The following is a 24,850-nucleotide window of genomic DNA, read 5'->3' on the forward strand; positions in this document are numbered from 1 at the left end:
AATGAAAGGGTTTTTTGCGCTCATTGGTGCGACCAATCGACGCTGGCCTTGCCCTCGCGGGTCCTCAGGGACTATTGAAACGGTGGAAAAGTCTTTTATTTGCCAGCAGATATGGAATTTATGACAGGTTGATCGCGGCTTGATGGTTCCCGCCGAACAGGATCGGCGGGAACGCTATTGGCTACGGGCGAGAAGTGGACTTAGTGAGCCATCACCTCATCCAGTGCCTGCTCAAGGGTGCTGACCGTACGCTCGATGTTGTGCAATTTTTCCAGCCCGAACAGACCGATACGGAAGGTCTGGAAGTCGGCCGGTTCGTCGCATTGCAACGGCACCCCGGCGGCGATCTGCAGGCCGTGGCTGGCAAATTTCTTGCCGTTTTTGATATCGGCATCATCTGTGTAGCTCACCACCACGCCCGGGGCCTGAAAGCCGACGGCGGCCACGCTTTTGAAGCCTTTGCCGGTCAACATGGCGCGAACCCGATCACCCAGAGCCTGTTGTTCGCCGCGGACCTTTTTCGAAACCGTAGGCTTGGGTCTCGTTCATTACGTCGTTGAACCGCGCGAGGGAATCACTGGGCATGGTCGCATGGTAGGCATGTCCGCCCTGTTCGTAGGCCTGCATGATCTGCAGCCACTTCTTCAAGTCACAGGCAAAGCTGCTGCTTTGCGTGTGCTCGATGCGCTCGAGGGCCAAGGCACTGAACATCACCAGGGCACAGCAAGGCGAGGCGCTCCAGCCTTTCTGCGGTGCGCTGATCAGCAGGTCGACGGCACATTTGTGCATATCAACCCAAAGCGTGCCGGAAGCGATGCAGTCCAGCACGAACAGGCCACCCACCGCATGCACGGCGTCGCCGACGGCCCGCAGGTACTCGTCGGGCAGGATAATCCCCGATGAGGTTTCAACGTGGGGCGCGAAGACAATCTGTGGCTTATGCGTGTGAATGGCTGCCAGGACTTCGTCCAGAGGCGGCGGGGCGTAGGCAGCCTGGCGACCCGTTTCGACCGGTCGGGCTTTCAGCACCGTAGTCGCCGCCGGGATGTTGCCCGTCTCAAGGATCTGGCTCCAGCGATAACTGAACCAGCCATTGCGTATCACCAGACATTGCTGGCCGGTGGCGAACTGTCGCGCCACCGCTTCCATGCCGAAAGTGCCGCTGCCCGGAACCACCGCAACGCCCTCGGCGTTGTAGACCTGCTTCAGGGTCCTGGAAATGTTCTTCATGACGCCTTGGAATGACTGCGACATGTGGTTGAGCGAGCGGTCGGTGTAGACCACCGAATACTCGACCAACCCCTCAGGATCGATACTCGGGTATAGCTTTGACATGGGGGTGACTCCTTCTGTGATTCCCTGGCAGTCAAAAGGTCTGGCGAACATCATCGGGAAGCAAGTTTAGGCAAAGGGCAGGGATGAGCTGAGTGAAATGCAGAAATGAGGATAGAGTGGTCATCAATGCCTCAATCGTTGTGTGAAAAATGAATCGTCCGCTGTTTGTTTCTCTGGATGGGCCAAAAGGAACCGGCAAAACCACATTACTGGAAGCGGTGACGGCAGTACTGAGGGCCGACAACAAGAAAGTCATCCGACTGTGCGAGAGAAAAAGCGATCCGCACCGGAGGGCCACCATGGCCCTCGTCAACGAACTCGCCAGAAATCACTCCCGGGATCTGGAGTGGGCTGTGTGTCAGCGCTTTGCTGATAGCCGTCGCTGGATTTCCCGGCACGTGCTGACGGAACAACCGCCGGGCAGCATTATCCTGATCGATCGCTGGTATCCGTCTGACGCCGCGTTTCGCCATACCGTCCCGTTTGCAGAGATTCTCCGGTTGAATATCGAGCGAAACGTGCAGGTGCCAGACCTGCATGTCGGCGTCGTCACCGCACCGGATATTTCATGGGCCAGGGCCAAGGCACGGTCCAGGGGACTGGGCGGTACGGTGATCCAGAAGCACGCGGAGCATGTCGCGTGTACGGAGATGTTCGAGCAAGCGGCCGCCGATCACGGCTGGGCTTTGTGCCGCAATGAAGGCACGATCGAAGACGCCACGATGCAGGTGGTTTCCGAAATCCGTAAATTGTTTGGCTGATCAAGAAAGACGCCGAGCAGCCAGTACCCCATTCAAAAACATCCGCTCAAGCGTCCGTGCCGAATCCGCATGGGCCGCACGCCCGCGCAGTTCGGCATCCACCAGTCCGTAGACCAGCGATATGAACAACTCGGTAAAGATTGCCGCGGTGATATCGATGCGAAACAGCCCCGCCTGCTGGCCTCTCAAAAAGAACCCGTCCAGCGCCTCCAGATAAAACAGCCAGCGCCTGCCACCTTGTTCCAGGTCGAGAAAGTCGGGGCGGTATTGCGCCATCAGAAAGGCCAGCAGCTCGCGGTGGGCGAGGTGTTCCCGGATCAATCGGCGCAGCGCCTCCAGCGGTTCCAGGTGCTGCAGGTCGGCGTTGTCGATGATCAGCTTCAACGTGCCCTCGGCGTGTTCCTCCAGTTTGGCCGTCAGATTTTCCCGTGTTCCGCAGTAGCGGTGCAGGGTGGCCTTGCTCACGCCTGCCTGTTGCGCCAGTTCCTTCATCGTCGCCCGCGGCCGGTTGGCCACGGCCAGGGTCAGCGACTTGAGCAGCTGTTCATCATGGGAAATCGAATTCATCTGAGGCCTTGAGCGGTGTTCATATAAGATTCACAAAATACTCACATGAGACATTATTGACTCATTAGGATTTGAAACGTAGCATTCGCGCCAAATTCGATCAAGCCTTGGGTGAGTTATGGGCAATTTGCGTGCGGTAGGAATGGCGGGTTCGCTGGCAGTCGCCATTGCGTTGGCCGGGTGTGGGCCGGCAAGTGAACAGGCGGCGGTGGCGGAAGTGGCGCGCCCGGTAGAAGTGGTGGCGGTGAAGACCGAGCCTTTGGCGCTGACGTCTGAGCTGCCGGGCAGGGTGGAGCCGATGCGCGTTGCGGAAGTGCGCGCTCGGGTGCCGGGGATCGTGATGCAGAAGCGTTTTGAAGAAGGCGCGGATGTGAAAGCCGGAGATCTGTTGTTTCAGATCGATCCGGCACCGCTCAAAGCAGCGTTGTCCCGAGCTGAAGGTGAACTGGCCCGCGCCCAGTCTGTTGCACTTGAAGCTCAGGCCCGGGTCAAGCGTTATGAACCGCTGGTGAAGATCGAAGCAGTCAGCCAACAGGATTTCGACAGCGCCATGGCGGATCTGCGCAGCGCTCAGGCAGCCACGCGTTCGGCCCAGGCCGATCTGCAAAGCGCCCGGCTGAACCTGGGTTATGCCTCGGTGACGGCACCGATTTCCGGCCGTGTCGGCCGTGCGCTGGTCACCGAAGGCGCCTTGGTCGGGCAGGGGGACGCGACGTTGATGGCGCGGATTCAGCAACTGGATCCGGTGTATGTCGACTTCACCCAATCGGCTGCCGACGCGCTGCGTCTGCGCGAATCGCTCAAGGACGGAAAACTCTCCGCCGACGACAACAAGGCACTGTCGATTCGTGTCGACGGCACCAACTATGAGCGTCAGGGTGCGCTGATGTTTACCGATATCGCCGTGGATCGCGGCACCGGGCAGGTGTCGTTGCGCGGCAAGTTCGCCAATAGCGACGGCGTGCTGTTGCCGGGCATGTATGTCCGTGTGCGAACACCACAGGGCACCGATAGCCAGGCCATTCTCGTGCCGCAACGCTCGGTGCAACGTGGCAGCGATGGCACTGCTCAGGTGATGGTGGTCGGCGCAGACGAGCGGGTCGAAGCACGCAGTGTGGTGACCGGCGCCATGCAGGGTTCGCGTTGGCAGATCAGTGAAGGCCTGAAGGCGGGCGATCAAGTGATCGTCGGTGGTCTTGCCGGACTGCAACCGGGGGCCAAGGTCGTACCGGGTCAGTCTCAGGCCGTGGCTCAGTCGTCTGAGTCGAAACAATAAGGGCGCCGTCGCCGCGAGGATTTCCCGATGTCCAAGTTTTTCATCAAACGCCCGAACTTCGCCTGGGTGGTGGCGTTGTTCATCTCTCTGGCCGGCCTGCTGGTCATCCCGATGCTGCCGGTGGCGCAGTATCCCGACGTTGCGCCGCCGCAGATCAAGGTCACGGCGACCTATCCCGGTGCCTCGGCGAAAGTGCTGGTGGACTCGGTCACCAGCGTGATCGAAGAGTCGCTCAACGGTGCGAAGAACCTGCTGTATTTCGAGTCGACCAACAACTCCAACGGCATCGCCGAAATTGCGGTGACGTTCCAGCCGGGCACTGATCCGCAGCTCGCTCAGGTCGACGTGCAAAACCGCCTGAAAAAGGCTGAGTCGCGCATGCCGCAAGCCGTGTTGACCCAAGGCCTGGAGGTGGAACAGGCGAGCGCCGGTTTCCTGCTGATCTACGCGCTCAACTATAAGGAAGGCACCCAACACACCGACACGACCGCACTGGGCGACTACGCCGCGCGCAACATCAACAACGAACTGCGCCGGGTGCCGGGCGTCGGCAAGCTGCAATTCTTCTCATCCGAAGCTGCGATGCGCATCTGGCTCGACCCACAGAAACTGGTGGGTTACGGCCTGTCCATCGACGACGTGAGCACCGCGATTCGCGGGCAAAACGTGCAGGTGCCGGCCGGCAGCTTCGGCAGCACGCCGAGCAGCAGCCAGCAGGAACTGACCGCGACCCTGGCGGTGAAAGGCACGCTGGATAATCCGCAAGAATTTGCCCGCATCGTCCTGCGTGCCAACGAGGACGGCTCGACGGTCAAACTGGGCGACGTCGCCCGCGTGGAAATCGGCCAGGAAAGCTACAACTTCAACTCGCGCCTGAACGGCAAACCGGCCGTGGCCGCAGCGATCCAGTTGTCCCCCGGCGCCAACGCAATCCAGACCGCAACCGCCGTCAAGGAACGTCTGGCCGAACTGTCGGCGTACTTCCCGGACGACGTGGAGTATTCCGTTCCCTACGACACCTCGCGTTTCGTCGACGTTGCCATCGAGAAGGTGATCCACACCCTGATCGAGGCGATGGTGCTGGTATTCCTGGTGATGTTCCTGTTTTTGCAGAACATCCGCTACACGCTGATTCCGTCGATTGTGGTGCCGGTATGTCTGCTCGGCACGCTGGTGATGATGTACCTGCTGGGCTTCTCGGTGAACATGATGACCATGTTCGGCATGGTCCTCGCCATCGGCATTCTGGTGGACGACGCCATTGTGGTGGTGGAGAACGTCGAGCGGATCATGGCCGAAGAAGGGTTGTCGCCGGTCGACGCGACGATCAAAGCCATGGGGCAGGTATCGGGCGCGATCATCGGTATCACCCTGGTGCTGTCGGCGGTGTTCATGCCGCTGGCGTTCATGTCCGGTTCGGTGGGTGTGATTTACCAGCAGTTCTCGGTGTCGCTGGCGGTGTCGATCCTGTTCTCGGGCTTCCTCGCGCTGACCTTCACGCCGGCGCTGTGCGCCACATTGCTCAAGCCGATTCCGCAAGGGCACCATGAAAAGCGCGGCTTCTTCGGCGCCTTCAACCGTGGTTTTGCGCGGCTCACCGAGCGTTATTCGATCCTCAACAACGGACTGGTCGCTCGTGCCGGCCGCATGATGCTGGTGTACGTGGGCATTATCGCGATGCTCGGTTACTTCTACCTGCGTTTGCCGGAATCCTTTGTGCCCGTGGAAGACCAGGGCTACATGATCGTCGACGTCCAGCTGCCGCCGGGCGCGACCCGTACCCGCACCGAAGCGACCGGCGAACAACTGGAACGTTATCTCGCCTCCCGTGATGCGGTGCAGTCGATGTTCCTGGTCTCAGGCTTCAGCTTCTCCGGGATGGGCGACAACGCGGCGCTGGCATTCCCGGTGTTCAAGGACTGGTCGCTGCGTGGCGAGGATCAATCGGCGATGGCCGAGGTCATGGCGCTGAACGAACAATTTGCCGTGATCAACGACGGCGCCGTGATGGCGGTGCCACCGCCACCGATTGACGGTCTGGGCAACTCCGGTGGTTTCGCGCTGCGCCTGCAGGACCGCGCCGGACTGGGTCGTGAAGCCTTGCTCGCCGCCCGTGACCAAGTGCTCGGTCAGGCCAACGGCAACCCGAAAATCCTCTACGCCATGATGGAAGGCCTGGCCGAGTCGCCGCAATTGCGCGTAGTGATCGACCGTGACAAGGCCCGCACCCTGGGCGTGAGTTTCGAGTCGATCAGCAGTGCGTTGTCCGCCGCATTCGGTTCTGAAGTGATCAACGACTTCACCAACTCTGGCCGTCAGCAGCGTGTGGTGGTGCAGGCCGAGCAGGGCGACCGGATGACCCCGGAAAGCGTGCTCAAACTGTACGTGCACAACAGCGCCGGCAATCTGGTGCCGCTGAGCGCCTTCGTCACCACCCACTGGGAGGAAGGCCCGGTGCAACTGGTGCGCTACAACGGTTATCCGTCGATCCGCATTGTCGGTGACGCCGGGCCGGGTTACAGCACCGGTGAAGCCATGGCGGAAATGGAACGAATCGCCGCGCAATTGCCGGCAGGGTTCAGCTACGAGTGGACGGGGCTGTCGTATCAGGAAAAGGTCTCCAGCGGTCAGGCGACGCAACTGTTCGCGCTGGCGATTCTGGTGGTGTTCCTGTTGCTGGTGGCGCTCTACGAGAGCTGGGCGATTCCGTTGACAGTGATGCTGATCGTGCCGATCGGCGCCATCGGTGCGGTGCTGGCGGTGATGGTCGCCGGCATGCCCAACGACGTGTATTTCAAGGTGGGCCTGATCACCATCATTGGTCTGGCGGCGAAGAACGCGATCCTTATCGTCGAGTTCGCCAAGGAACTGTGGGAGAAGGGCTACAGCTTGCGTGACGCCGCCATCGAGGCCGCGCGCCTGCGTTTCCGTCCGATCGTCATGACTTCCATGGCCTTCATTCTCGGTGTGGTGCCGCTGGCATTGGCCACCGGGGCAGGGGCGGCGAGTCAGCGTGCAATCGGTACCGGCGTGATCGGCGGGATGCTCAGCGCGACGCTGCTGGGTGTGCTGTTCGTGCCGATCTGTTTTGTCTGGGTGCTGTCGCGGTTGCGCAGCAAACCCGCGCCTGTCGAACAACCCGCTTTGGCTCAGGAGTGATTCCATGCGTATTTCAGCATTCTCTACGCTGGTGATCGCCATGCTGTTGGGCGGTTGCTCGCTGGCACCGACTTATGAGCGTCCTGCTGCGCCGGTTGCGGAACACTGGACGGTAGAGACGACGAAGCAGGGCAGTCCGATCAATCAACTGGCGTGGCAGACCTTTATTGTCGATCCCGAGTTGCGTCGTTTGGTGGTGATCGCCCTGGATAACAACCGCTCGCTGCGCCAGACGCTTCTGGACATCGAGCAGGCCCGGGCGCAATACCGCATTCAGCGGGCGGACCGGGTTCCGGGCTTGAATGCCGGCGCCTCCGGCAATCGCCAGCGCTTGCCGGCGGACCTGGCCAGCAATGGCCGGGCAGGGGTTGCCAGCAGTTATCAGGTCGGCGTGTCGCTGCCTGAATACGAGCTGGATCTGTTCGGCCGGGTGAAGAGCCTCACGGATTCCGCGTTGCAAGAGTACCTGGCCACCGAAGAAGCGGCCCGCGCCGCGCAAATCGCCCTGATTGCCGAAGTCAGCCAGGCTTATCTGATTCACGATGGCGCCCAGCGTCGTCTGGATCTGACCCAACAAACCCTGATCAGCCGCGAATATTCTTTCGCGCTGATCAGTCAGCGCCGCTCGAACGGTACGGCCACAGCGCTGGACTATCAGGAAGCATTGGGGCTGGTAGAGCAATCACGCGCCGAACAGGAAAGCAATCTGCGGCAGAAACAGCAGGCCTTCAACGCGCTGGTGTTGTTGCTCGGCACCAAGGATGCGGCGAAGTCGATTCCTGAACGGCTGTCGACGGAGCCGATGCTGGTTCAGGACATTGCGCCTGACACTACTTCCACGTTGATCGAGCGCCGACCGGACATCCTCGCCGCCGAACATCGACTGCAGGCGCGCAATGCCGACATCGGCGCTGCACGGGCGGCGTTCTTTCCGCGCATCAGCCTGACCGGCAGCTTCGGCACGTCCAGCGCGCAGATGTCCGGTTTGTTTGACGGAGGCTCACGGTCCTGGAGTTTTGTGCCGAACCTGTCGCTGCCGTTGTTCGACGCCGGGCGCAACAGTGCCGGCCTGAGTCTGGCGGAAGCGCGCAAAGATTCGGCGGTGGCGGCTTATGAGGGCACGATTCAGACGGCGTTTCGCGAGGTCGCCGATGCACTGGCCGCCACCGACACCTTGCGCCGGGAAGAAGCAGCCCGACGCGCATTGGCCAACACCAGCAGCGAAACCCTGAAACTGGCCAAGGCGCGTTATGAAGGTGGCATCGACAGTCACCTGCGCTACCTCGATGCCCAGCGCACCAGCTTTGTCAACGAAACGGCATCTATCGAGGTCAGCACTCAGCGGCAAATTGCCCTGGTCGATCTGTTTCGTTCGTTGGGCGGAGGCTGGTCGCCGGACAAGTCCTGAAAGGAGCTCCTTCGGGTTGGCGCATCCAACCCTTTGGCCCCGTGGATCGAAAGGTCGCGGGGCTTTTTTGCGGGTGAAATGCTATTGAAGACGGGCAGGGTTGGCAGCGCCATGCAGGAACATCTGTTCCACGACGTTGGCCGAGTTGGCACTGGCGGCACGCCCACGGCGCTCGGCATCGACCATGGCGAAGATCATGGTCAGGAACAGCTCGGTAAAGACCGCCGCCGTGATATCGATACGGAACGCACCCAACTGCTGGCCGCGCAGAAAAAAGGCATCGAGAGCATCAAGGTAGAACTGCCAGCGTTTGCCTTCATCGGTGTCGGTGAACGTGTCGGGGCGATACTGAAAGAGCAGGAAAACCAGCATTTCTCGATGTGCCAGATGCTCATTCACCAGACCGCGCAGGGCTTGCACCGGATCGCCATTCAACAGGTCGGTCGTGGTGGTGATCTGGTTCAGAACGGTCTCACCGTGGCTTTCCATGATCTGCACCAGATTGTCACGGGTGCCGCAGAAGCGGTGCAGCGTCGCCTTGCTGACGCCGGCGGCTTCAGCCAGTTCCTTGAGCGTCGCGCGTGGACGATCAACGATGGCCAGGGCCAGTGCCTTGATGAGTCGTTCGTCTTGGGGAGTCAGGGACATCAGTGAGTCTCGGAGCGAATTTCAATGCGTGGGATTGTGCAGGAAAAGGCCTGTACCCGACCAGTTGAAATTCCCCCGAAACCGCGGCCAGACATCGTCCACCGCTGATTGAGTACATCCAATGCGCGCGAGGTCTGCAATAATGACCCCCATTGCGGCGCGAGGGCATGTCGAGTGCTCGTGTCGGTATCCGGCATTTTGATTTGGAGGATTCCATGCGTGACATCATTGATGGCTTTCTGCGTTTCCAGCGCGAGGTCTATCCGCAGCGTGTCGAGCTTTTCAAGCAGCTCGCGACAGAACAGAACCCCAAGGCGTTGTTCGTCACCTGCTCGGACAGTCGTGTAGTACCTGAACTCCTCACACAGCGCGAACCGGGCGAGCTGTTCGTGATCCGCAACGCCGGCAACATCGTGCCGTCTTACGGGCCTGAACCGGGTGGTGTTTCGGCCACCGTCGAATACGCGGTTGCCGTGCTCGGCGTAAAGGACATCGTGATCTGCGGCCACTCGGATTGCGGGGCGATGGGCGCGATTTCACGCTGCACCTGTCTGGATCATCTTCCAGCCGTTGCCAACTGGCTTCGCCATTCGGACGCCGCGAAAGCGATCAACGCCGCGCATGAATTCGATACGCCGCGTGACAAGCTCGACGGCCTCGTGCGTGAAAACGTGATCGCACAACTGGCGAACCTGCGCACTCACCCATCGGTGGCACTGGCGCTCGAGCAGGGGCGTTTGAACCTGCATGGCTGGGTCTATGACATCGAGGCGGGCTGCATCGATGCGCTGGATGGCGCCACTCGCCGCTTCATCAAACTTTCTGACTCACCGACCACCGTTGCCGTCGCTGCGCGCAACGTTGATCAGGTGTAACGCAGAGGGACGAGTCAGGACGGAGATGGCTTCGTCCTGGCCAACCAGCCCCGGGATTTGGTCGGGGCGAGCCTGCTTTTCAAGAGTTCAATTGGGCGAGTTGAAAGGCTCCCCATGACGGCGCCTCGGACCATACTCGAGTAGAGGCGCCATTCCTTTCGGGAGTGTTGCTCGGTTCAGCGCTTGAGCAGATCCAGCGCGACGTCGACGATCATGTCTTCCTGCCCGCCAACCATGCGACGCCTGCCCAGTTCGACCAGTATGTCCAGGGTCTTGAGGCCGTACCTGGCGGCGGCATTTTCGGCATGCCGCAAGAAGCTTGAATAGACGCCGGCATAACCCAGTGCCAGGGTTTCACGGTCGACCCGCACCGGCCGATCCTGCAGCGGGCGAACGATGTCGTCGGCGGCGGCGAGCAGCGTGTAGAGGTCCGTGCCGTGGTTCCAACCCAGGCGCTCGGCGGCGGCGATGAACACTTCCAGCGGCGCGTTGCCGGCGCCGGCCCCCATACCGGCGAGACTTGCATCGATCCGGTCGCAGCCTTCCTCGACAGCGGTGATCGAGTTGGCGACGCCCAGCGACAGGTTGTGGTGGGCGTGCATGCCGGTTTCGGTTTCCGGTTTCAGAACGGCTTTGAAAGCCCGGAAGCGCTCGCGAACATCCTGCATGTTCATCGCGCCACCGGAGTCGGCCATGTACACGCAGGTCGCGCCATAGCTTTCCATCAGCCGGGCCTGGGCCGCCAGGTGCTCAGGGGCGATCATGTGGCTCATCATCAGGAAACCGACGGTGTCCATGCCCAGCTCGCGAGCATATTCAATGTGCTGTTTCGAAACGTCGGCTTCCGTACAGTGCGTGGCGATGCGCACCACGCGTGCGCCGGCATCATAGGCGGCCTTGAGGTCGTGCACCGTGCCGATCCCCGGCAGCAGCAGGGTGGTGATTTTGGCGTGCTCGATGACATCGGCAGCCGCTTCGATCCATTCCAGATCGGTATGGGCGGCAAAGCCATAGTTGAAGCTCGAACCCTGCAGGCCGTCGCCGTGGGCGATTTCGATCGAATCGACCCTGGCCTTGTCCAGTGCGCGCGCAATGTCCTGAACATTCTGCAGCGAGTACTGATGTCGGATGGCATGGCTGCCGTCGCGCAGGGTCACGTCGGAGATGTAGATTTTCTTGCCGGGATTGAATGTCATGTCGGGCCCCTCAGGCGTTGAGCATCGACTGCGCCATGCGCTCGGCGGTGGCCAAGGCAGCGGAGGTCATGATGTCGAGATTGCCGGCGTAGGCAGGCAGGTAATGGGCGGCGCCTTCGACCTCAAGGAATACCGAGGTCTTGAGGCCGCTGAAGCGTCCCAGCCCCGGAATGTTCAGGGGTGCCGATTCGGCAATGACGTCAAACTGAACCTTCTGTTTCAGGCGATAACCCGGCACATAGGCCTGGACGGCCGCCACCATCTCCTCGACGGAAGCCTCTATCTGCGCCTGATCGGCGGTTTCGGACAGCACGAACACCGTGTCACGCATCATCAGCGGCGGTTCGGCCGGGTTCATGATGATGATCGCCTTGCCTTTGGACGCCCCACCCACCATTTCGATGGCCCTGGAGGTGGTTTCTGTGAACTCGTCAATGTTGGCGCGGGTGCCGGGGCCGGCCGATTTGCTGGCGATCGAAGCGACGATTTCGGCGTAGTGAACCCGGGCAACACGGGATACGGCGGCGACCACTGGAATGGTCGCCTGACCGCCGCAGGTGACCATGTTGACGTTGAGTCGATCCAGATTTTCCTCCAGGTTGACCACTGGAATGCAGTAAGGGCCGATAGCCGCCGGAGTGAGGTCGATCAGGCGGATACCCGGCTTGATCGAGCGCAGGAGATTCTCGTTCTCCAGATGGGCACCGGCCGAGGTGGCGTCGAAGACGAAGTCGATGTCCTTGAACGCGTCCATGCGGGTCAGGCCTTCAATCCCCTCGTGGGTGGTCGCGACGCCCATGCGTTCGGCGCGGGCGAGGCCGTCGGATGCAGGGTCGATCCCGACCATCACCGCCATTTCCAGGTGTCTGGCGTTGCGCAGAATCTTGATCATCAGGTCGGTGCCGATGTTGCCGGAGCCGATGATGGCGACCTTGAGTTTGGTTTGACTCATGGGAGCAATCTCTCAGAAGGGCCAGGCCACGACAGCCCGGCGCAGAAGGACGGGCAGGTCAGATGAAGCGGCAACGGATCTGGCCAAGTCGGGTCAAGTGCAAGTGCAGGCTGTCCCCGGCCACGACAGGTGTCATTGGCCCCAGGGCGCCAGAAAGCAGCACGTCGCCGGCCTGCAAGGGACGGCCCATCCGGGCCATGGTGCGAGCCAGCCACAGGCAGGCGTCCACCGGATTGCCAAGGCACGCAGCGCCGACACCGATCGACGCCGTGGCGGCATTCTTTTCCAGCAGCATGCCTTCCAGCCGAAGGTCCAGCGAGGCGAGTGGGGTCGGCTGTTTACCCAACACATACACCCCCGATGAAGCGTTGTCCGCCACCGTGTCCACCAGCGATATGTTCCAGTTCTCGATGGCCGAATCGACGATTTCCAGCGCAGGCACCACGTACTCCACTGCCCGCAGCAGTTCCGCGAGGGTCGTATCTTCATATGGAAGATCGCGGCCCAGAACGAACGCAATCTCGCCTTCGGCCTTGGGCTGGATCAACTGACTGATCTGGATTTCACCGCCATCGGCGATTTCCATATCGGCGAACAGCATGCCGAAATCCGGTTGATCGACGCCCAGTTGCTGTTGCACGGCAGCCGAGGTCAGTCCGATTTTACGGCCGACCAGACGTCGCCCCTGGGCCAGGGCCCGTTGGGTGTTGATTTCCTGTACTGCATAGGCGCCGGTCAACGAATCGATACCGAAAGTAGACGAGATCCGTGCACAGGGCTCGCCTTGCTCCCGTGCTCTGGCCAGGGCTGCGGCGGCGTCTTGCAGAGACTTCAAAGGGAGCTGGCTCATGCGATTTTCCTCAGCAGTCGAGGCTCGTCTGCGACGACTTCAGCACCGGGGCTCCATTGCAGCTGGAACTTGAGTTCGTTGATGGCCCGATCCAGATCCGCGGCCTCGACCATGGCGAAGGTGAATTTGTCCGGGCGCACCACGGCGACGGCTCCACTGGAGAACCCCGAGCGCTTGAACCACGCGACCATCTCACCTTGCACATCCTCAAGTTCGAGCAGTTCACTGGTATTGGAACGATCGGTATCGGCGCCCTGTGGACGGGCGCCAAACGGGAAGAGGGTGGCGAAGCGCGTGTTCTGGATATCCAGCAGTTTCCGCGACGCCTGACTCAGATGGACGCGTGGATCGACTTCAAGTCCTATCAAGGCAAAACCGTCGCCCAGCAGGTCATCGAGCAATACGCGCTGGCCCTTGAAGGTGCGGACTTCGGGTTGCGGAATCATCCGCCCTTCAGGCGAGCGCCGATGACGGCGCGGCATGCCCAGATAACTATCAGGGGCGTAGGTCGGGGCCGGTTTGAAACGGCCTTCGCGAACATAGCGGCCAAGAAATGGTGTCGCCAGGACGGTCTTGACCAGCAGGTTGCGCATCAGGCTGGAAACCGGACTGGACATCGAGACGAAGTCCTTCATCTGCACCGAAATATCAATCATCGCCTTGGCATGGTGGAAGCGTTCGCTGCCATAGGTTTCGAGCAGCCGCTCACCGGCTTGCCCCTTGATCACGGCGTCGATTTTCCAGGCCAGGTTGTAGGCATCACGCACACCGGAGCTCATGCCCTGGCCCATGAACTGCGGTGTCATGTGGGCGGCGTCGCCGGCAATCAATACCCGGCCCTTGCGCCAATCCTTCGCCACCAGGGCGTTGAAGGTGTAGACCAGCTTGCGTTTGACCTCGAACTTGTCCGGGTCGACGTAACGGCTGATCAGGTTGCGCACCACTGTCGGGTCTTCCATCTGTTCGCGAGTCTGGCCGGGCATCAGCATGAATTCGAAACGATGGAAACGGCCGGGCTGAGGACAGCAGACTGTCGGGCAATCAGGGTCGCAGATGAAACTGAAGTAGGGCAGATGACGCAAGGCATCCTCGCCTTCCTTCATCTCCAGATCGACCACCAGCCAGGGTTCGGGAAAGTTTTTGCCGCTCATGCCGATGCCCAATGCCTCACGTACCGTACTGCGGCCGCCGTCAGCCCCCACCAGATAGCGCCCGCGAATGGTTTGCGGGTCGGGATCGACTTCAGATGCCTGCCGGGCATCCGTCGCATCACTGAAGCGGAAGGTGCTGGTGGCCTGATGGGTCACGGTCACCCCATGTTCATCCTGTGTGAACTGCGTGAGTTCACGACCACGGGCAACCCGCACATTGGGGTAACGCTCGAGCAGATCGCTCAGCGTGGTTTCCAGCCAGGGCTGGTAAAGGAAGTTGATGATCGGCCAGCCATAGGGGCGATCGAGGCGCCAGTACTGGCCGAGGATCTTGCCATTGGCCAGCACCCACTGAGCGGGCGTATCGACTTGCATGTTGGCTGAAAGCTCGGCGGCAACGCCGGCCGCCTGCATGACGCGCATGCACTCGTCGTCCGTATAGACCGCCCGGGCGTTGCCATAAAACAGTGGCTCGCGTTCCAGCACAAGCACCGACAGACCTCGCTTGCCGAGCAGATGTGCGAGCGTGGCGCCCGTCGGGCCAAGCCCGGAAATAATCACGTCGACGCTCGTTACAGACTCGTTTTTGTTATTCATGACGATATCTCTCTTACAGCGGTGAATATTCGGGCTTGAGCAACGAACGTGTGCCACGGGCGAAGTTCGCCAGGTTGGTGGTCAACGTGTGCCAGGCACCGCTTTTCTCCGGGCGATGCCCCCACAGGCTGATGCCTTGATAGGAAGTTGTGCGCCAAAGAGCCTCATCGACCACCCTGGCGTTGCAACCCAGTTCCAGCTCGAAACCGCTGGGGCTCATCACGTAGAACGATTGCTCACGGTCGTTGGGGTGCTCTCCGATTTCGTGGGCCATTTCGAAACCGAGGGTCCGGCAACGCAAATAGGCGTTGGTCAGTTCACTGACCGAGGTGGTCAGCATGTTCATGTGCTGTACGCGGGTACGAATCGGATCCATCGGCAGGCCACGCAAGCGGGCGATGGCAATCGAGTGGTGACGTTCGTTGACCCGGAAGAAGTCAATGTCCAGGGTCACTCCGGCAATCCGCTCGACGATGTGGTCGCTGGCTCTGGCATCAAATATTTCCTGCCAGAAGCGCTGCATCTGCTGTGGTTTGCGCGAGGTGATCGCCAAGTGGCCCATTCCGGCGGAACCGGTGATGAAACCTGCACTGAGCATGTTCAGGGGCTTGTCGGTCAGCAGCGGCTCCCAGAACAGCTCGACGGCCATGCGTTTGGGGCCGAGCACCCGCCAGAACCTTTTCACCCCACGTTGTGCGGCTTCTTCCGGCTGGCTGGGTTGCGCTTCGATACCGAGGCGTTGCAGGCGCTTGAGCACTTCGTCGAGAGTGGACTGGTCGCGTAATTGCCAGCCGACGGCAAGAAAATCTTCCTGCGGACCGCGCTGGATAATGATCCGCCGCTGGTGTTGATCCATACGAAAAGCCAGGGTTTGCTCGTCCGAACTGGCCAGGTGCAGGCCGATGCCGTGCTGGAGCAGCTCACGCCAACGCGCCAGGTGGCGGGACTCGATCAATGCATAGCCCATGCTGCTGGCGCCGAAGATGTCCGGCGTTGTCCGACTGATCGTTGCTTGATTATTCATGACGACAACTCAGCGCGCGGTGCGACTGGCGAGGAACGCCAGAGTCACGGAGTTGAATTCGTCCGCACGTTCCCACTGCACCCAATGACCGGTCCGGCTGAACAGGTAGAGGTTGCAATCCGGCATGCGACTGCGCAGCGCCTCGCCGCCGCTGGGGCGATTGACCTTGTCGTCCGCGCCCCAGAGCACCAGGGTCGGAACCTGGCAATGCTGGAGGCGTGAATCGCGGGTGAAGTCCCAGCGCGAGAAACGGGGAATGCCCGTTGGCCGACGCAGGGGAGGGGCCGCAATGACCTGCGGGTCGATACTCGCCTCAAAACGCTCGCGGATCATCTCGTCACTGACCTGGCTGCCGTCATACACCAGGTAGTCGCGGATAAAACGTGTGATCTTGGCCAGCGTCGGGCCTTCGCCGTTGTAGTAGTCGAGCAACAGCTTGAGACCCGGTGTCGGCAGGCTGCGAGTGGTATTGACGCCACCGGGGCCCATCAGCACCAGAGCCGACACCCGGCCGGGTGCATCCAGCGCCATGCGCAAGGCACAGGCACCACCCAACGAGTTGCCCACCACGTGGGCGCTGCTGATGTTCAGGGTGTCGAGCAGGCCGAGCATCGCCTCCGCCAGATCGCCGAAGGGGTCCTTGCGATCCACACCTTTGGTGGATCGGCCGTAACCGGGCATGTCGACCACAATGACGCGGAACTGCCGGGCAAGCGATTCGATATTGCGCGAGTAGTTGGAGAGCCCCGAGGCTCCCGCTCCGCCACCGTGAAGCATCAGCAGGGGATGGCCGACGCCCGTTTCGCTGATGAAAATCTGCCGACGACCCACTTGTACCGTGCGTGAGGTCAGGGCAGGAAGAGGTTCTTTATTGTTCATTGTCAGTTCCTGGCGTAAGGCACTTCGGCCCTGGCGGTGGGTCAGTGCTTGCGACAGACTCTAACACTCAAGATTAGAATTGAACAATAGTGTTCAATTGTCTTTTTGCGGGCAATAAAAAAGCCAGATTCCCCAGGGATCTGGCTCAAGAAAAATCAGCGTAGGACTTCAGGCTGCGAGAAGGGGCAGATCCTGTGTTGCGATGCCGCGCGCTTCATCGGCTTGCACGCCGAGCGCCCTGAGAACGAATTCGGCCATATCGGAACCCGCGTCGCGCCAGGTCTTGTGACCCTGAAGTACCAGCATCGTGGCCCCCAGCACGCCGCCACCGATCATTGCCATCACCGAAGGCAGTTGCTCCTGTCGAAAGCTGTATTGCTCACTGCTCAGGCCGCTGAGCACATCGTGCATGGGCGGACCGCTCCACATCTGTTGCAGCGTCTCATTGCTGGCCCCGTAGCGCACGATGAAGGCTCCCCAGTGCGGCTCTTCATGGGCGCGGCGGATATACAGGCGGATACCGGTGGCCAGGCGGACGGCAGGGGACGCATGGGGATCTGTACTGCGCGCGGCCCTGTCGTTCATTTCGGCACTGAGCTGGCTGGCGACATCTTCGAACAGTGTCTCCACCGAGTTGAGGTTGTTGTAGATCGTGCCGCGCGCTACCCCGGCGATCTGTGCCAGTTCGCTGACATTGACCTCTTCGACACGTTTCTCGACAAACAGCCGGATCGCAGCCTCATGGATGCGCTTCTGCACGGGACTGAGTTTCAAAGCAATGAGCTCCAACGGAGAGATTCCGGACATTGAACAAGCGCGTTCAAAATAAAGCAAATCAGCGTTTGCCGATCATTGACATAATTGAACGCTAATGTTCAATATTGATCTAGAAAGTTGTACGCCCACCGAGCACAGCCCTTTACCCAATGGCCGCAGGCGCTCGGTCGAAGCCCAAACAAGAGAGTCAGCATGTCAATCAAGCAAGGCCGTATCGATGTCCACCATCACATCATTCCACCCGCATTCGTCGATGCGATGAATGCCAGAGGGCTGCACTCCGTTGCGGGAGCGCCGCTGCCAGACTGGACCCCGGAAAAATCCATTGAGGTGATGGATGCGAACGGCATCGAACGGGCAATCACCTCGCTGTCTGCGCCCGGCGTCCACTTCGGTGACGGGGTCCAACAGGCCAGCGAGCTGGCGCGACGCTGCAACGAGTTCGCCGCGCAGATGCGTACACGCTATCCGAGCCGCTTCGGCAACTTCGCGGTGCTGCCGATGCCGTTCACCGAGGCCGCCTGCCGTGAAGCCGTCTATGCGCTGGACGTACTCAAGGCCGAGGGCATTGTTTTGCTGGGCAGCACCGACGGGGTGTTTCTGGGCGATCCACGCTTCGACGAACTGATGGCCGAGCTCGACCGTAGAAAAACCGTGGTATTCATCCATCCCAACATGCACCAGACCAGCGAAAGCATTGGCCTGCAGACCCCGGGATTTCTCATTGAGTTTCTCTGCGATACCACGCGCGCGGCGGTCAATCTGATCCTCGGCGGGACCATGGAGCGCTATCCCGGCATTCGCTGGATTCTGTCCCACTCCGGCGGCTTCCTGCCGTTTGTGGCCTGGCGTGTCTCGCTGGCTAACATGTTGCCGGAATTTCAGCAGCACGCGCCGCAAGGGGTCATGACCTACATCCGTCGCTTTTACTTCGACACGGCGTTGTCGCCATCACCTTATTCCATGGCGGCGCTCAAGGAACTGGTGGAACCGTCACACATTCTTTTCGGCAGTGACTTTCCCTTCGCCCCGGCTCCCGCCACGGCGCTGCAGTGCCGGACGCTGGAAAGCCTGGAGATGTGGTCGCCGGCGATCATGCATGGCATCAACCGGGCCCATGCACTCAGTCTTTTTCCGCAGTACAGCCAGCCCAATGAAGTGGTCACCCCCGCACCGATCTATGAGGGCGAATCCTTCTCTCAACGCTTGCGACGCAGCATGACCCGACCGATCGGTGCGCTGGCCGAGCGGATGCGCAAACGCTGAACCAAACCCGTCGCCATGGATGGCCGGCGACGCTTCTCATCATTGAATCCAACGATCCATCCGCGTGCCTCGGGTGTTCGCGCCCACCAAAAAAAATAACAAGAGCCAGATCATGACAATAAGAAATCAGCTTTGTGTGCTGGGGCTTTGCCTCACCTCCACTCAACTCCTGGCCAACGGCCTGCAAATCAACGAACAGAGCATCAGCTCGGGAGGCAAGGCGTATTCCGGTCGGGCTTCTGATGTCCAGGACGCCTCGATCGTTTACGGCAACCCCGCCGGCATGTCCCGCCTGGTGGGTGAACACGTCAGTGGCGGTCTCAGTTTCATCGATGTCAGTTCGCGCATCAGCCAGGTCAATACCACGGTGTCGGGCACCTCGCACGGCGATATGGTGCCCGATCCGATCGTCGTGCCATCGGGCTTCTACACGCTGCAACTCAATGAGGACTGGCACGTTGGGTTCGGGGTCTACGCCCCGTTTGGCGGGAGCACGGACTACGAAAGCAGCTTCCAGGACGCTACCGCAGTTCGCAGACCCAGGTGAAGGTCGTCACTTTGCAGCCGACGGTCAGTTACCGGATCAATGATCGACTGTCTGTGGGTTTTGGACCGACGATCAACCGCATCGACGGGCTGCTCGAAAGCAAGATCGCCAACAGCGCGGTGGGCGGGCAGGGCGACGGGACTGTCAAAGTCACCGGCGACGACACGGCCATGGGCTTCAGTCTGGGCATCCTGTTCGACCCGCTCGACGACCTGACCCTGGGGCTCACCTATCACTCCAGAGTCGATTACAAGCTGAGCGGAAAGACCAAGGTCTCAGGTGCCAATGGATTGCTGGCACCGATCCCTGCGCTGGGGCTGCCGGGGCTCAACGGTAAATATGACGCGAGCCTGGATTTCACTTCACCGGAAACGGTCGATGCCTCGGCGACCTGGCGCATCAATGATCGACTGGATGTCTCCGCCGGCGCGTTGTGGAGCCGCTGGAGCCGCGTGCAGGAATTGAGGGTGCTGAACTCCGGCGTGCCACAGGCCTATGGCCCTTTCGATACGATCCTCGAAACCCTGAAGTGGCGTGATACCTGGTCGTTCTCAACCGGCATGTCCTATCGCCTGAACAAGCAATGGAAGGTTCGTGGCGGGATCGCCTATGAGCCGACGCCGATGCCCAATCAGTACACGTCCACCCGTGCACCAACGGGAGACCGGAAGATTTTCACGGTTGGCCTGAACTGGCAGATGACCGATCAGACTTCTCTGGATCTGGGGTACGGCTACATCCACGAAGATTCGGTGAAGGTTTCACAGGACACGTCCCAGGGTGGGCTGCGTCCGGGTTACAGCGCCACCTACCAGAGCACGGTCAACGGCCTCGGGCTGCAGTTGAATCACAGCTTCTGATCAGTCTTGCTCGACGACAAGATTGCGCTGGACACCCAGATCGACAATGCCGTCCGCGCTGCGGATTCGCGCCTCGACCCTGTCGCCCGGCTTGAGGTAGCGCTCGCGACGGGCCTGGGCCTTCAGAAACAGTTTCCACTTGAGGGCCTCGGGCAGCAGGGCGGCAATACGCTGGGTGGCGGGTGATGGAATGGCCAGCGCACAGCCGGCCGGAGTGCCTGTGGCAATCAGGTCTCCGGCCGCGAGGTCTTGCACGGCAGACAGTTCTGTCAGGGTCTGCGCAGGGGTGTAAACCATGTTCGCGGTATTGTCGTCTTGGCGCAGTTGGTCGTTGACGGTCAGGCGCAGCTGCAGGGTCTTGAGGTAATGCATCTGGTTGGCTTCCAACAGACACAAATAAGGTCCGACCGGGCCGAAGGTGCGGAAACTTTTGCCTTTGTAGAACTGCATCTGCGGAATCTGGATGTCCCGCGCCGAATAGTCATTGACGATGACCAGCCCGGCCACGAACTGGTGCAGGTTGCTGTCGTCAATCTGGACCGGGCCGTTGATGTCGCTGCGCATGACCAGGCCCAGTTCAATCTCGTAGTCGAGAAAGCGGACATGGCGTGGCTTGATCAGGTCGCTGTCGGCCGGGCAAATGCAACTGGCTGCCTTGGTAAACATCATGTTGTACGACTTGGCGTCCGGATCCATCCCGGACTCGATCATGTGCTGACGGTAGTTGGCACCCTGACAGACAAACTGCTGGTTGCGGGTGACCGGGGAGAGCAGCCGCACTTGATTGAGTTCGAGTGTCGGGCTCTTTAGGTCGCGCAACTGCTCGATGCTGACTTGCCGGATGAACTCGCCGGTTGTCGCGTATTGCCCAGAAACGGGCGTGATGCGCTGATTGTGAATACGTCCCCATTGGACGGTGTTCTGATATTCGAAACGGACAACCTGCACAGCCATGACAACGACTCCTGGGGGGAGGAGGGGGCCAGCGCCAACCTCGTGTGGTTTGCGACGCTGCAAAATCAGGCGAACAGGCGTGCCAGTGTGATCAGCTTGCGCACGCTCAGATCTGGACTGCGGCGAAGATGGCGGAACAAGGAAAGAACATTCGCCGGTGTCAGTTTCGGTTTGGTAAAACTTCTGGGCATGGATTCGCCCCACTGGGACATCGCCGCTGCGCTGACACTGTGCAGACCTGTGGGCTGGTCGGCAGTGAACCGGTCACCATCACAATAGTGCTCGTGCTTGTCGCCGAACGGGTCCTGCCAGTAATCGAAGATCTGGCTTCCAAGAATATGCCGGCCAATACCCCAGGCATGGCGCCAACCCCGATCCCGAAGAACCTTCTGGCCCATGCCGACGGCGTCCAGGTCGACCACCTCATAAGCGCTATGGCTGTAGGCCGGCATGAATCCCTGGGCCAAGGCCAGCGTGTGATGGTCGGCTGGCGTGTCGCCCAGATTCAGACGCAGGAAGGCCACCGCCGGCGAACCGTCAGGCAGCAACTGCACGTCGCTGGGAATGAATCCGAAGTGTTGTGTGTACCAGGCGCAGGTGCGCTGGAAGTCCGCCACTTCCAGCACGAGATGGCCAAGGCGAATGATCTCCGGGGGAACCATTGGCGGACGCTGGGTTGCATTGACGCGCACCACGCTATCCCCGAGGTTGAGCGGCAAGGCCGGGCGATGGGGCCGGGCGCCAACCACCGACTGACCATGAATGGCCTCAATGAGAAAACCGGACGGATCGCGCAAGGTGACTTGTTCGCCACCGCCGGGGTGATCGCACGGCATGATGGGTGATGCTTGCGGTAGCAAGCTCAGACGCTCCAGGTCGGTACGGGAATCGACGCTCAGACCGAAACCAATAAAACGTGGCTTCTTGCCGCGGTGTACGCGATAGCAATAGGGCGTCGGTCCGGTGCCACGCAAAAGCAGCAGATCCGCATTGTGCAGAACCGTCAGCAGTCCGAAGTCCTGAAGAAAGCGCTCGGTCCGTTCCAGATCCGGCCGTTCGAAAATCAGATGAGTCAGTGCGCGAGCGCGTACGGTGGGAGCGTCGTGGCGTGCTGGCTGTGCGGGATTGAGCTTCACTATGGGAGCCTCTGGACGCGAGAGTGTGGCGCAGCGCAAGTTGAACACGATCGTTCAATTTGAGTCAAATATGTCGCCTTGGTGGGAGCCGGAAAACATAAATTTTCCGGACCAGGCCGAGATCGATTTTGTGAAGGTCTCTTCTGATCTCAAGAAATCAGACCCGCGAACATTGACTGTCTGCTTTTGCCCGAAAGCTCCCGTTTCATACTCACCACAATTGGACAGAGTAATCTACATTGACTCTCAACTCGCCGACGTTACGCGCAAAGTCACTGTTGTAGTCGGCTTGACGAATCCTGAATGCCACATCCTTGAACGTGCCGCTTTGAATCACGTAGGAGAGCTCTATTCCACGTTCACGCTCTTTGCTGCCGACGGCATCGCCTGGCAGTTCAATGTGATCGCCCTTGATGTAGCGCCACATACCGCGCAGCCCGGGAATGCCTAAAGCCGCAAAGTCGTAGTCGTACCGAATTTGCATCACACGCTCGTTGGGATTAACGAACTCGGAGACCAATGCGCCTTCGGTGTTGACGTTGACACTCGTACCTGAAACGTAGGGCAGGGCCGTATCGCCCGTGAGTTGCATGTAACCCACGCCCAGGGAATGAGCACCCGCCAGCCAGGTAAACATACTGCTCAGCGTTTGGTTATCGACGGCCCCTGCTTTTTCATTGCCGTTTTCACGACTGTTGAAATAACGTAAATCGGTCTTTAAACGGCTGTGCCCAAGGTCCAGGAAATGCACCAGGTCGATATAGTCCTGCTCATACAGATCGTTAAGCGTGGCGTGGTAATAGCGGGTAGTAAGGGTTTTCGACCAGTTGTAGTCAGCCCCGACAATATTCAAATCGTTTGAGGTCGCCCCGGCCTTGAATCGGCGGTTGGGATTGGCGATTGCCATGGGTTCAAAATCAGTGGAGTCGCGATATTTGATGCGATCCAGATGCGCAACATGCAAGGTTAACCCATCCATTTCTTTGGACGTCAGGTAGCCCCCCGCAGTAAAGGCGGGAACAACCGCATGGTGTTAGCCAGCAACACAGGCATCAAGGGTTGCAGTGTGCCCAGTTGCACCTCTGTCTTTGAGTAGCGCGCCTTGGCAGCCAGGCCGAATTTGGAATAATCATCTGCAACTTCGTGAGTCGAGGCGTTATACGCCAGTATTCCGGTGCCGGTTCTACCAGGGCCTGAATCAAGCTTCACGCCGAGCATTCCGACGGCATTCAAACCCAAACCGATCGTGCCTTCGGTATAGCCCGAGGCATAGTTGAATATGAAACCCTGTGCCCACTCTTGTGCCTGGGACTGGCCACTGCCATCGCGATAATCCCTATCGTAATAGAAGTTGCGTAACGTCAGTTTTGCAGAGCTATCGCTGATAAAGTCATTTGCCTGCAAGGATGAACTCATGGCGACGAGGGTCGTCAGTACAAAATATTTGTTCATTTTGGCCTTCATTTTGTTGTTATTGATAGGCGTGTACTGAATGAAAGGCGAACGAATCCGCCTCGCCGACAAACGAGGTCGGCGAGGTGGATTTATTGCGTGTTCAGTTTTTTAGATGGGGAAATAACGTCAGGCCGGATTGACGATTGATGGCACTTGACTGACCTTTGGAGAAACCCTGGTAAGTGTCCAGGTTACGTGTGAACCATTTCACCTTGTCGTTGATTGCATAGGGTATGTCACTGCCAAAAAGCACATGGCCGGGGCGCGCGAACGCCATCAGGCTCGGCAGCACGGTCGCACTGGCGGACAGTGCAGTATCGAAATAGAAGTTCTGCATCTGGCTGATCAGTTCTTGAGGGGTAAATCCCAAGCCAAGATTGCCCAGGCTTTGCGCAAATCGATCAGCCCCGTAGGGAATGAAACCGCCAGCGTGGGACAGAATGATTTTGACGTCAGGGTATTTGGCAGGTACTCGATTCGCCAGCAGGCTCAGTGCCGCGCGGGTCGTATCAAAAGGATAATCGGCCGTGGGGCCCGGAATGCCAGGGATAAGTTCCAGCCTGGGTTGAGTTGGGTGGATGAGCACCACAGCCTTGTAGGTTTCCAAAGCCTGCCAGACAGGATCGAAGTGGGCGTCGCCCAGGTAGAGACCGTCGTAGTTTGAAAGCAGAATCACGCCTTCGGCTTTCAACACCGTCATGGCGTGTTCCAGCTCCTTCAAGGCACCTTCGATGTCTTGCATCGGCAGGGTCACAAAGCTGCCAAAGCGCCCTTTATGATCACTGGCAAGTTGCGCGGCGTATTCATTGACGCGACGCGCCATGTCCAGGGCCGCTTGTCCCTTCCAGCCTGCGACACCCGGCGCAGTGAGCGAGAGCATGGCCATGTCGATGCCCAGGCTGTCCATGAACTCGATGTCCGAGACGGGGTTCCAGGCTGGCATTTTCCAGCCTGACGGATCGCCGCCATTTTTAGCCAGATCGGCCGCCCAGAAATCCGGAACGAAGTGATGGTGTACGTCAATGCGCCGGGCATTCGCGTTGATCATTCCATCCGAAAACGGTGCAGCGGTAGAAGCGACGGCAGGCATTACGGACATGACAGCACCTGTGGAAATGGCTACGCCTGTAGCGTTCAGGAAGTCTCTGCGTTTCATGGCGGTTTCCTTGTCAGCGAC

Annotated in this window: 18 protein-coding genes and 3 pseudogenes; 7 read left to right on the forward strand and 14 right to left on the reverse strand. The window is 59.9% G+C overall.

Going from position 1 to position 24,850, the window contains the following annotated elements:
• Positions 1–200 precede the first annotated feature (200 nt).
• Positions 201–1,335: pseudogene (locus tag R1A29_RS13720) on the reverse strand (aminotransferase class V-fold PLP-dependent enzyme).
• Between the two features lie 149 nt (positions 1,336–1,484).
• Here R1A29_RS13720 and R1A29_RS13725 point away from each other — a divergent pair.
• Positions 1,485–2,096, forward strand: coding sequence for a dTMP kinase (locus R1A29_RS13725; protein WP_438301870.1), 612 nt, complete (start codon positions 1,485–1,487; stop codon positions 2,094–2,096).
• Here R1A29_RS13725 and R1A29_RS13730 read toward each other — a convergent pair whose 3' ends face one another.
• Complete coding sequence (locus tag R1A29_RS13730; protein ID WP_438301871.1) at positions 2,097–2,663, reverse strand: TetR/AcrR family transcriptional regulator; 567 nt, start codon at positions 2,661–2,663, stop codon at positions 2,097–2,099.
• Between the two features lie 118 nt (positions 2,664–2,781).
• Between R1A29_RS13730 and R1A29_RS13735 the strand changes: the two genes are divergently transcribed.
• Genes R1A29_RS13735 through R1A29_RS13745 form a run of 3 tightly spaced genes read left to right on the forward strand, consistent with a single transcriptional unit; the run spans position 2,782 to position 8,506 of the window.
• Positions 2,782–3,939, forward strand: a complete 1,158-nt coding sequence (locus R1A29_RS13735; protein WP_438301872.1) for a MexC family multidrug efflux RND transporter periplasmic adaptor subunit — start codon at positions 2,782–2,784, stop codon at positions 3,937–3,939.
• Between the two features lie 27 nt (positions 3,940–3,966).
• Entirely contained in the window at positions 3,967–7,098 is a 3,132-nt protein-coding gene (locus R1A29_RS13740; RefSeq protein ID WP_438301873.1) for a multidrug efflux RND transporter permease subunit, read from the forward strand.
• A gap of 4 nt (positions 7,099–7,102) precedes the next feature.
• Entirely contained in the window at positions 7,103–8,506 is a 1,404-nt protein-coding gene (locus R1A29_RS13745) for an efflux transporter outer membrane subunit (RefSeq protein WP_438301874.1), read from the forward strand.
• Between the two features lie 81 nt (positions 8,507–8,587).
• Here R1A29_RS13745 and R1A29_RS13750 read toward each other — a convergent pair whose 3' ends face one another.
• Entirely contained in the window at positions 8,588–9,154 is a 567-nt protein-coding gene (locus R1A29_RS13750; RefSeq protein WP_438301875.1) for a TetR/AcrR family transcriptional regulator, read from the reverse strand.
• Positions 9,155–9,369: 215 nt separating this feature from the next.
• Between R1A29_RS13750 and R1A29_RS13755 the strand changes: the two genes are divergently transcribed.
• Positions 9,370–10,029 carry a carbonic anhydrase gene (locus tag R1A29_RS13755; protein ID WP_085709845.1) on the forward strand — a complete coding sequence of 220 codons (660 nt, stop codon included), beginning with the start codon at positions 9,370–9,372 and terminating at the stop codon, positions 10,027–10,029.
• A 176-nt stretch (positions 10,030–10,205) separates the two neighbouring features.
• Here the strand turns inward: R1A29_RS13755 and dmpG are convergent, their stop codons facing one another.
• The 7 genes from dmpG to R1A29_RS13790 all read right to left on the reverse strand — a co-directional run bounded on the left by dmpG (position 10,206) and on the right by R1A29_RS13790 (position 17,452).
• Entirely contained in the window at positions 10,206–11,225 is a 1,020-nt protein-coding gene (gene dmpG, locus R1A29_RS13760) for a 4-hydroxy-2-oxovalerate aldolase (protein ID WP_438301876.1), read from the reverse strand.
• Between the two features lie 10 nt (positions 11,226–11,235).
• Positions 11,236–12,177 carry an acetaldehyde dehydrogenase (acetylating) gene (locus R1A29_RS13765; RefSeq protein ID WP_438301877.1) on the reverse strand — a complete coding sequence of 314 codons (942 nt, stop codon included), beginning with the start codon at positions 12,175–12,177 and terminating at the stop codon, positions 11,236–11,238.
• Positions 12,178–12,235: 58 nt separating this feature from the next.
• Positions 12,236–13,027: a 2-keto-4-pentenoate hydratase gene (locus R1A29_RS13770; RefSeq protein ID WP_438301878.1), complete on the reverse strand. Its 792-nt coding sequence runs from the start codon at positions 13,025–13,027 to the stop codon at positions 12,236–12,238.
• Positions 13,024–14,775 (reverse strand): bifunctional 3-(3-hydroxy-phenyl)propionate/3-hydroxycinnamic acid hydroxylase, encoded by a 1,752-nt coding sequence (locus R1A29_RS13775; protein ID WP_438301879.1) that lies wholly within the window; start codon positions 14,773–14,775, stop codon positions 13,024–13,026. Before R1A29_RS13775 ends, R1A29_RS13770 begins: the two co-directional genes overlap by 4 nt.
• Positions 14,776–14,788: 13 nt before the next feature.
• Positions 14,789–15,799 (reverse strand): VOC family protein, encoded by a 1,011-nt coding sequence (locus R1A29_RS13780; RefSeq protein WP_438301880.1) that lies wholly within the window; start codon positions 15,797–15,799, stop codon positions 14,789–14,791.
• Between the two features lie 9 nt (positions 15,800–15,808).
• On the reverse strand, positions 15,809–16,678 hold the full coding sequence (locus tag R1A29_RS13785; protein WP_438301881.1) for an alpha/beta fold hydrolase: 870 nt from the start codon (positions 16,676–16,678) through the stop codon (positions 15,809–15,811).
• Positions 16,679–16,846: 168 nt separating this feature from the next.
• On the reverse strand, positions 16,847–17,452 hold the full coding sequence (locus R1A29_RS13790; RefSeq protein ID WP_438302044.1) for a TetR/AcrR family transcriptional regulator: 606 nt from the start codon (positions 17,450–17,452) through the stop codon (positions 16,847–16,849).
• 195 nt (positions 17,453–17,647) lie between these two features.
• Between R1A29_RS13790 and R1A29_RS13795 the strand changes: the two genes are divergently transcribed.
• A complete protein-coding gene (locus R1A29_RS13795; RefSeq protein WP_438301882.1) occupies positions 17,648–18,721 on the forward strand; it encodes an amidohydrolase family protein in 1,074 nt (357 codons plus the stop codon).
• Between the two features lie 112 nt (positions 18,722–18,833).
• A pseudogene (locus R1A29_RS13800) lies at positions 18,834–20,128 on the forward strand (OmpP1/FadL family transporter).
• On the opposite strand, the gene R1A29_RS13805 reads toward R1A29_RS13800, so the two are convergent.
• The 4 genes and pseudogenes from R1A29_RS13805 to R1A29_RS13820 all read right to left on the reverse strand — a co-directional run bounded on the left by R1A29_RS13805 (position 20,129) and on the right by R1A29_RS13820 (position 24,829).
• The gene (locus R1A29_RS13805) at positions 20,129–21,082 is read right to left on the reverse strand and encodes a fumarylacetoacetate hydrolase family protein (protein ID WP_438301883.1); all 954 of its coding nucleotides are present in this window, start codon (positions 21,080–21,082) and stop codon (positions 20,129–20,131) included.
• 65 nt (positions 21,083–21,147) lie between these two features.
• The gene (locus R1A29_RS13810; RefSeq protein WP_438301884.1) at positions 21,148–22,218 is read right to left on the reverse strand and encodes a VOC family protein; all 1,071 of its coding nucleotides are present in this window, start codon (positions 22,216–22,218) and stop codon (positions 21,148–21,150) included.
• Positions 22,219–22,429: 211 nt separating this feature from the next.
• A pseudogene (locus R1A29_RS13815) lies at positions 22,430–23,682 on the reverse strand (OprD family porin).
• 91 nt (positions 23,683–23,773) lie between these two features.
• Positions 23,774–24,829 (reverse strand): amidohydrolase family protein, encoded by a 1,056-nt coding sequence (locus R1A29_RS13820; RefSeq protein ID WP_438301885.1) that lies wholly within the window; start codon positions 24,827–24,829, stop codon positions 23,774–23,776.
• Positions 24,830–24,850 lie beyond the last annotated feature (21 nt).

Origin of the sequence: Pseudomonas sp. NMS19W (genome assembly GCF_051554255.1) — a bacterium.
In the GTDB taxonomy this organism is placed as follows: domain Bacteria; phylum Pseudomonadota; class Gammaproteobacteria; order Pseudomonadales; family Pseudomonadaceae; genus Aquipseudomonas; species Aquipseudomonas kribbensis.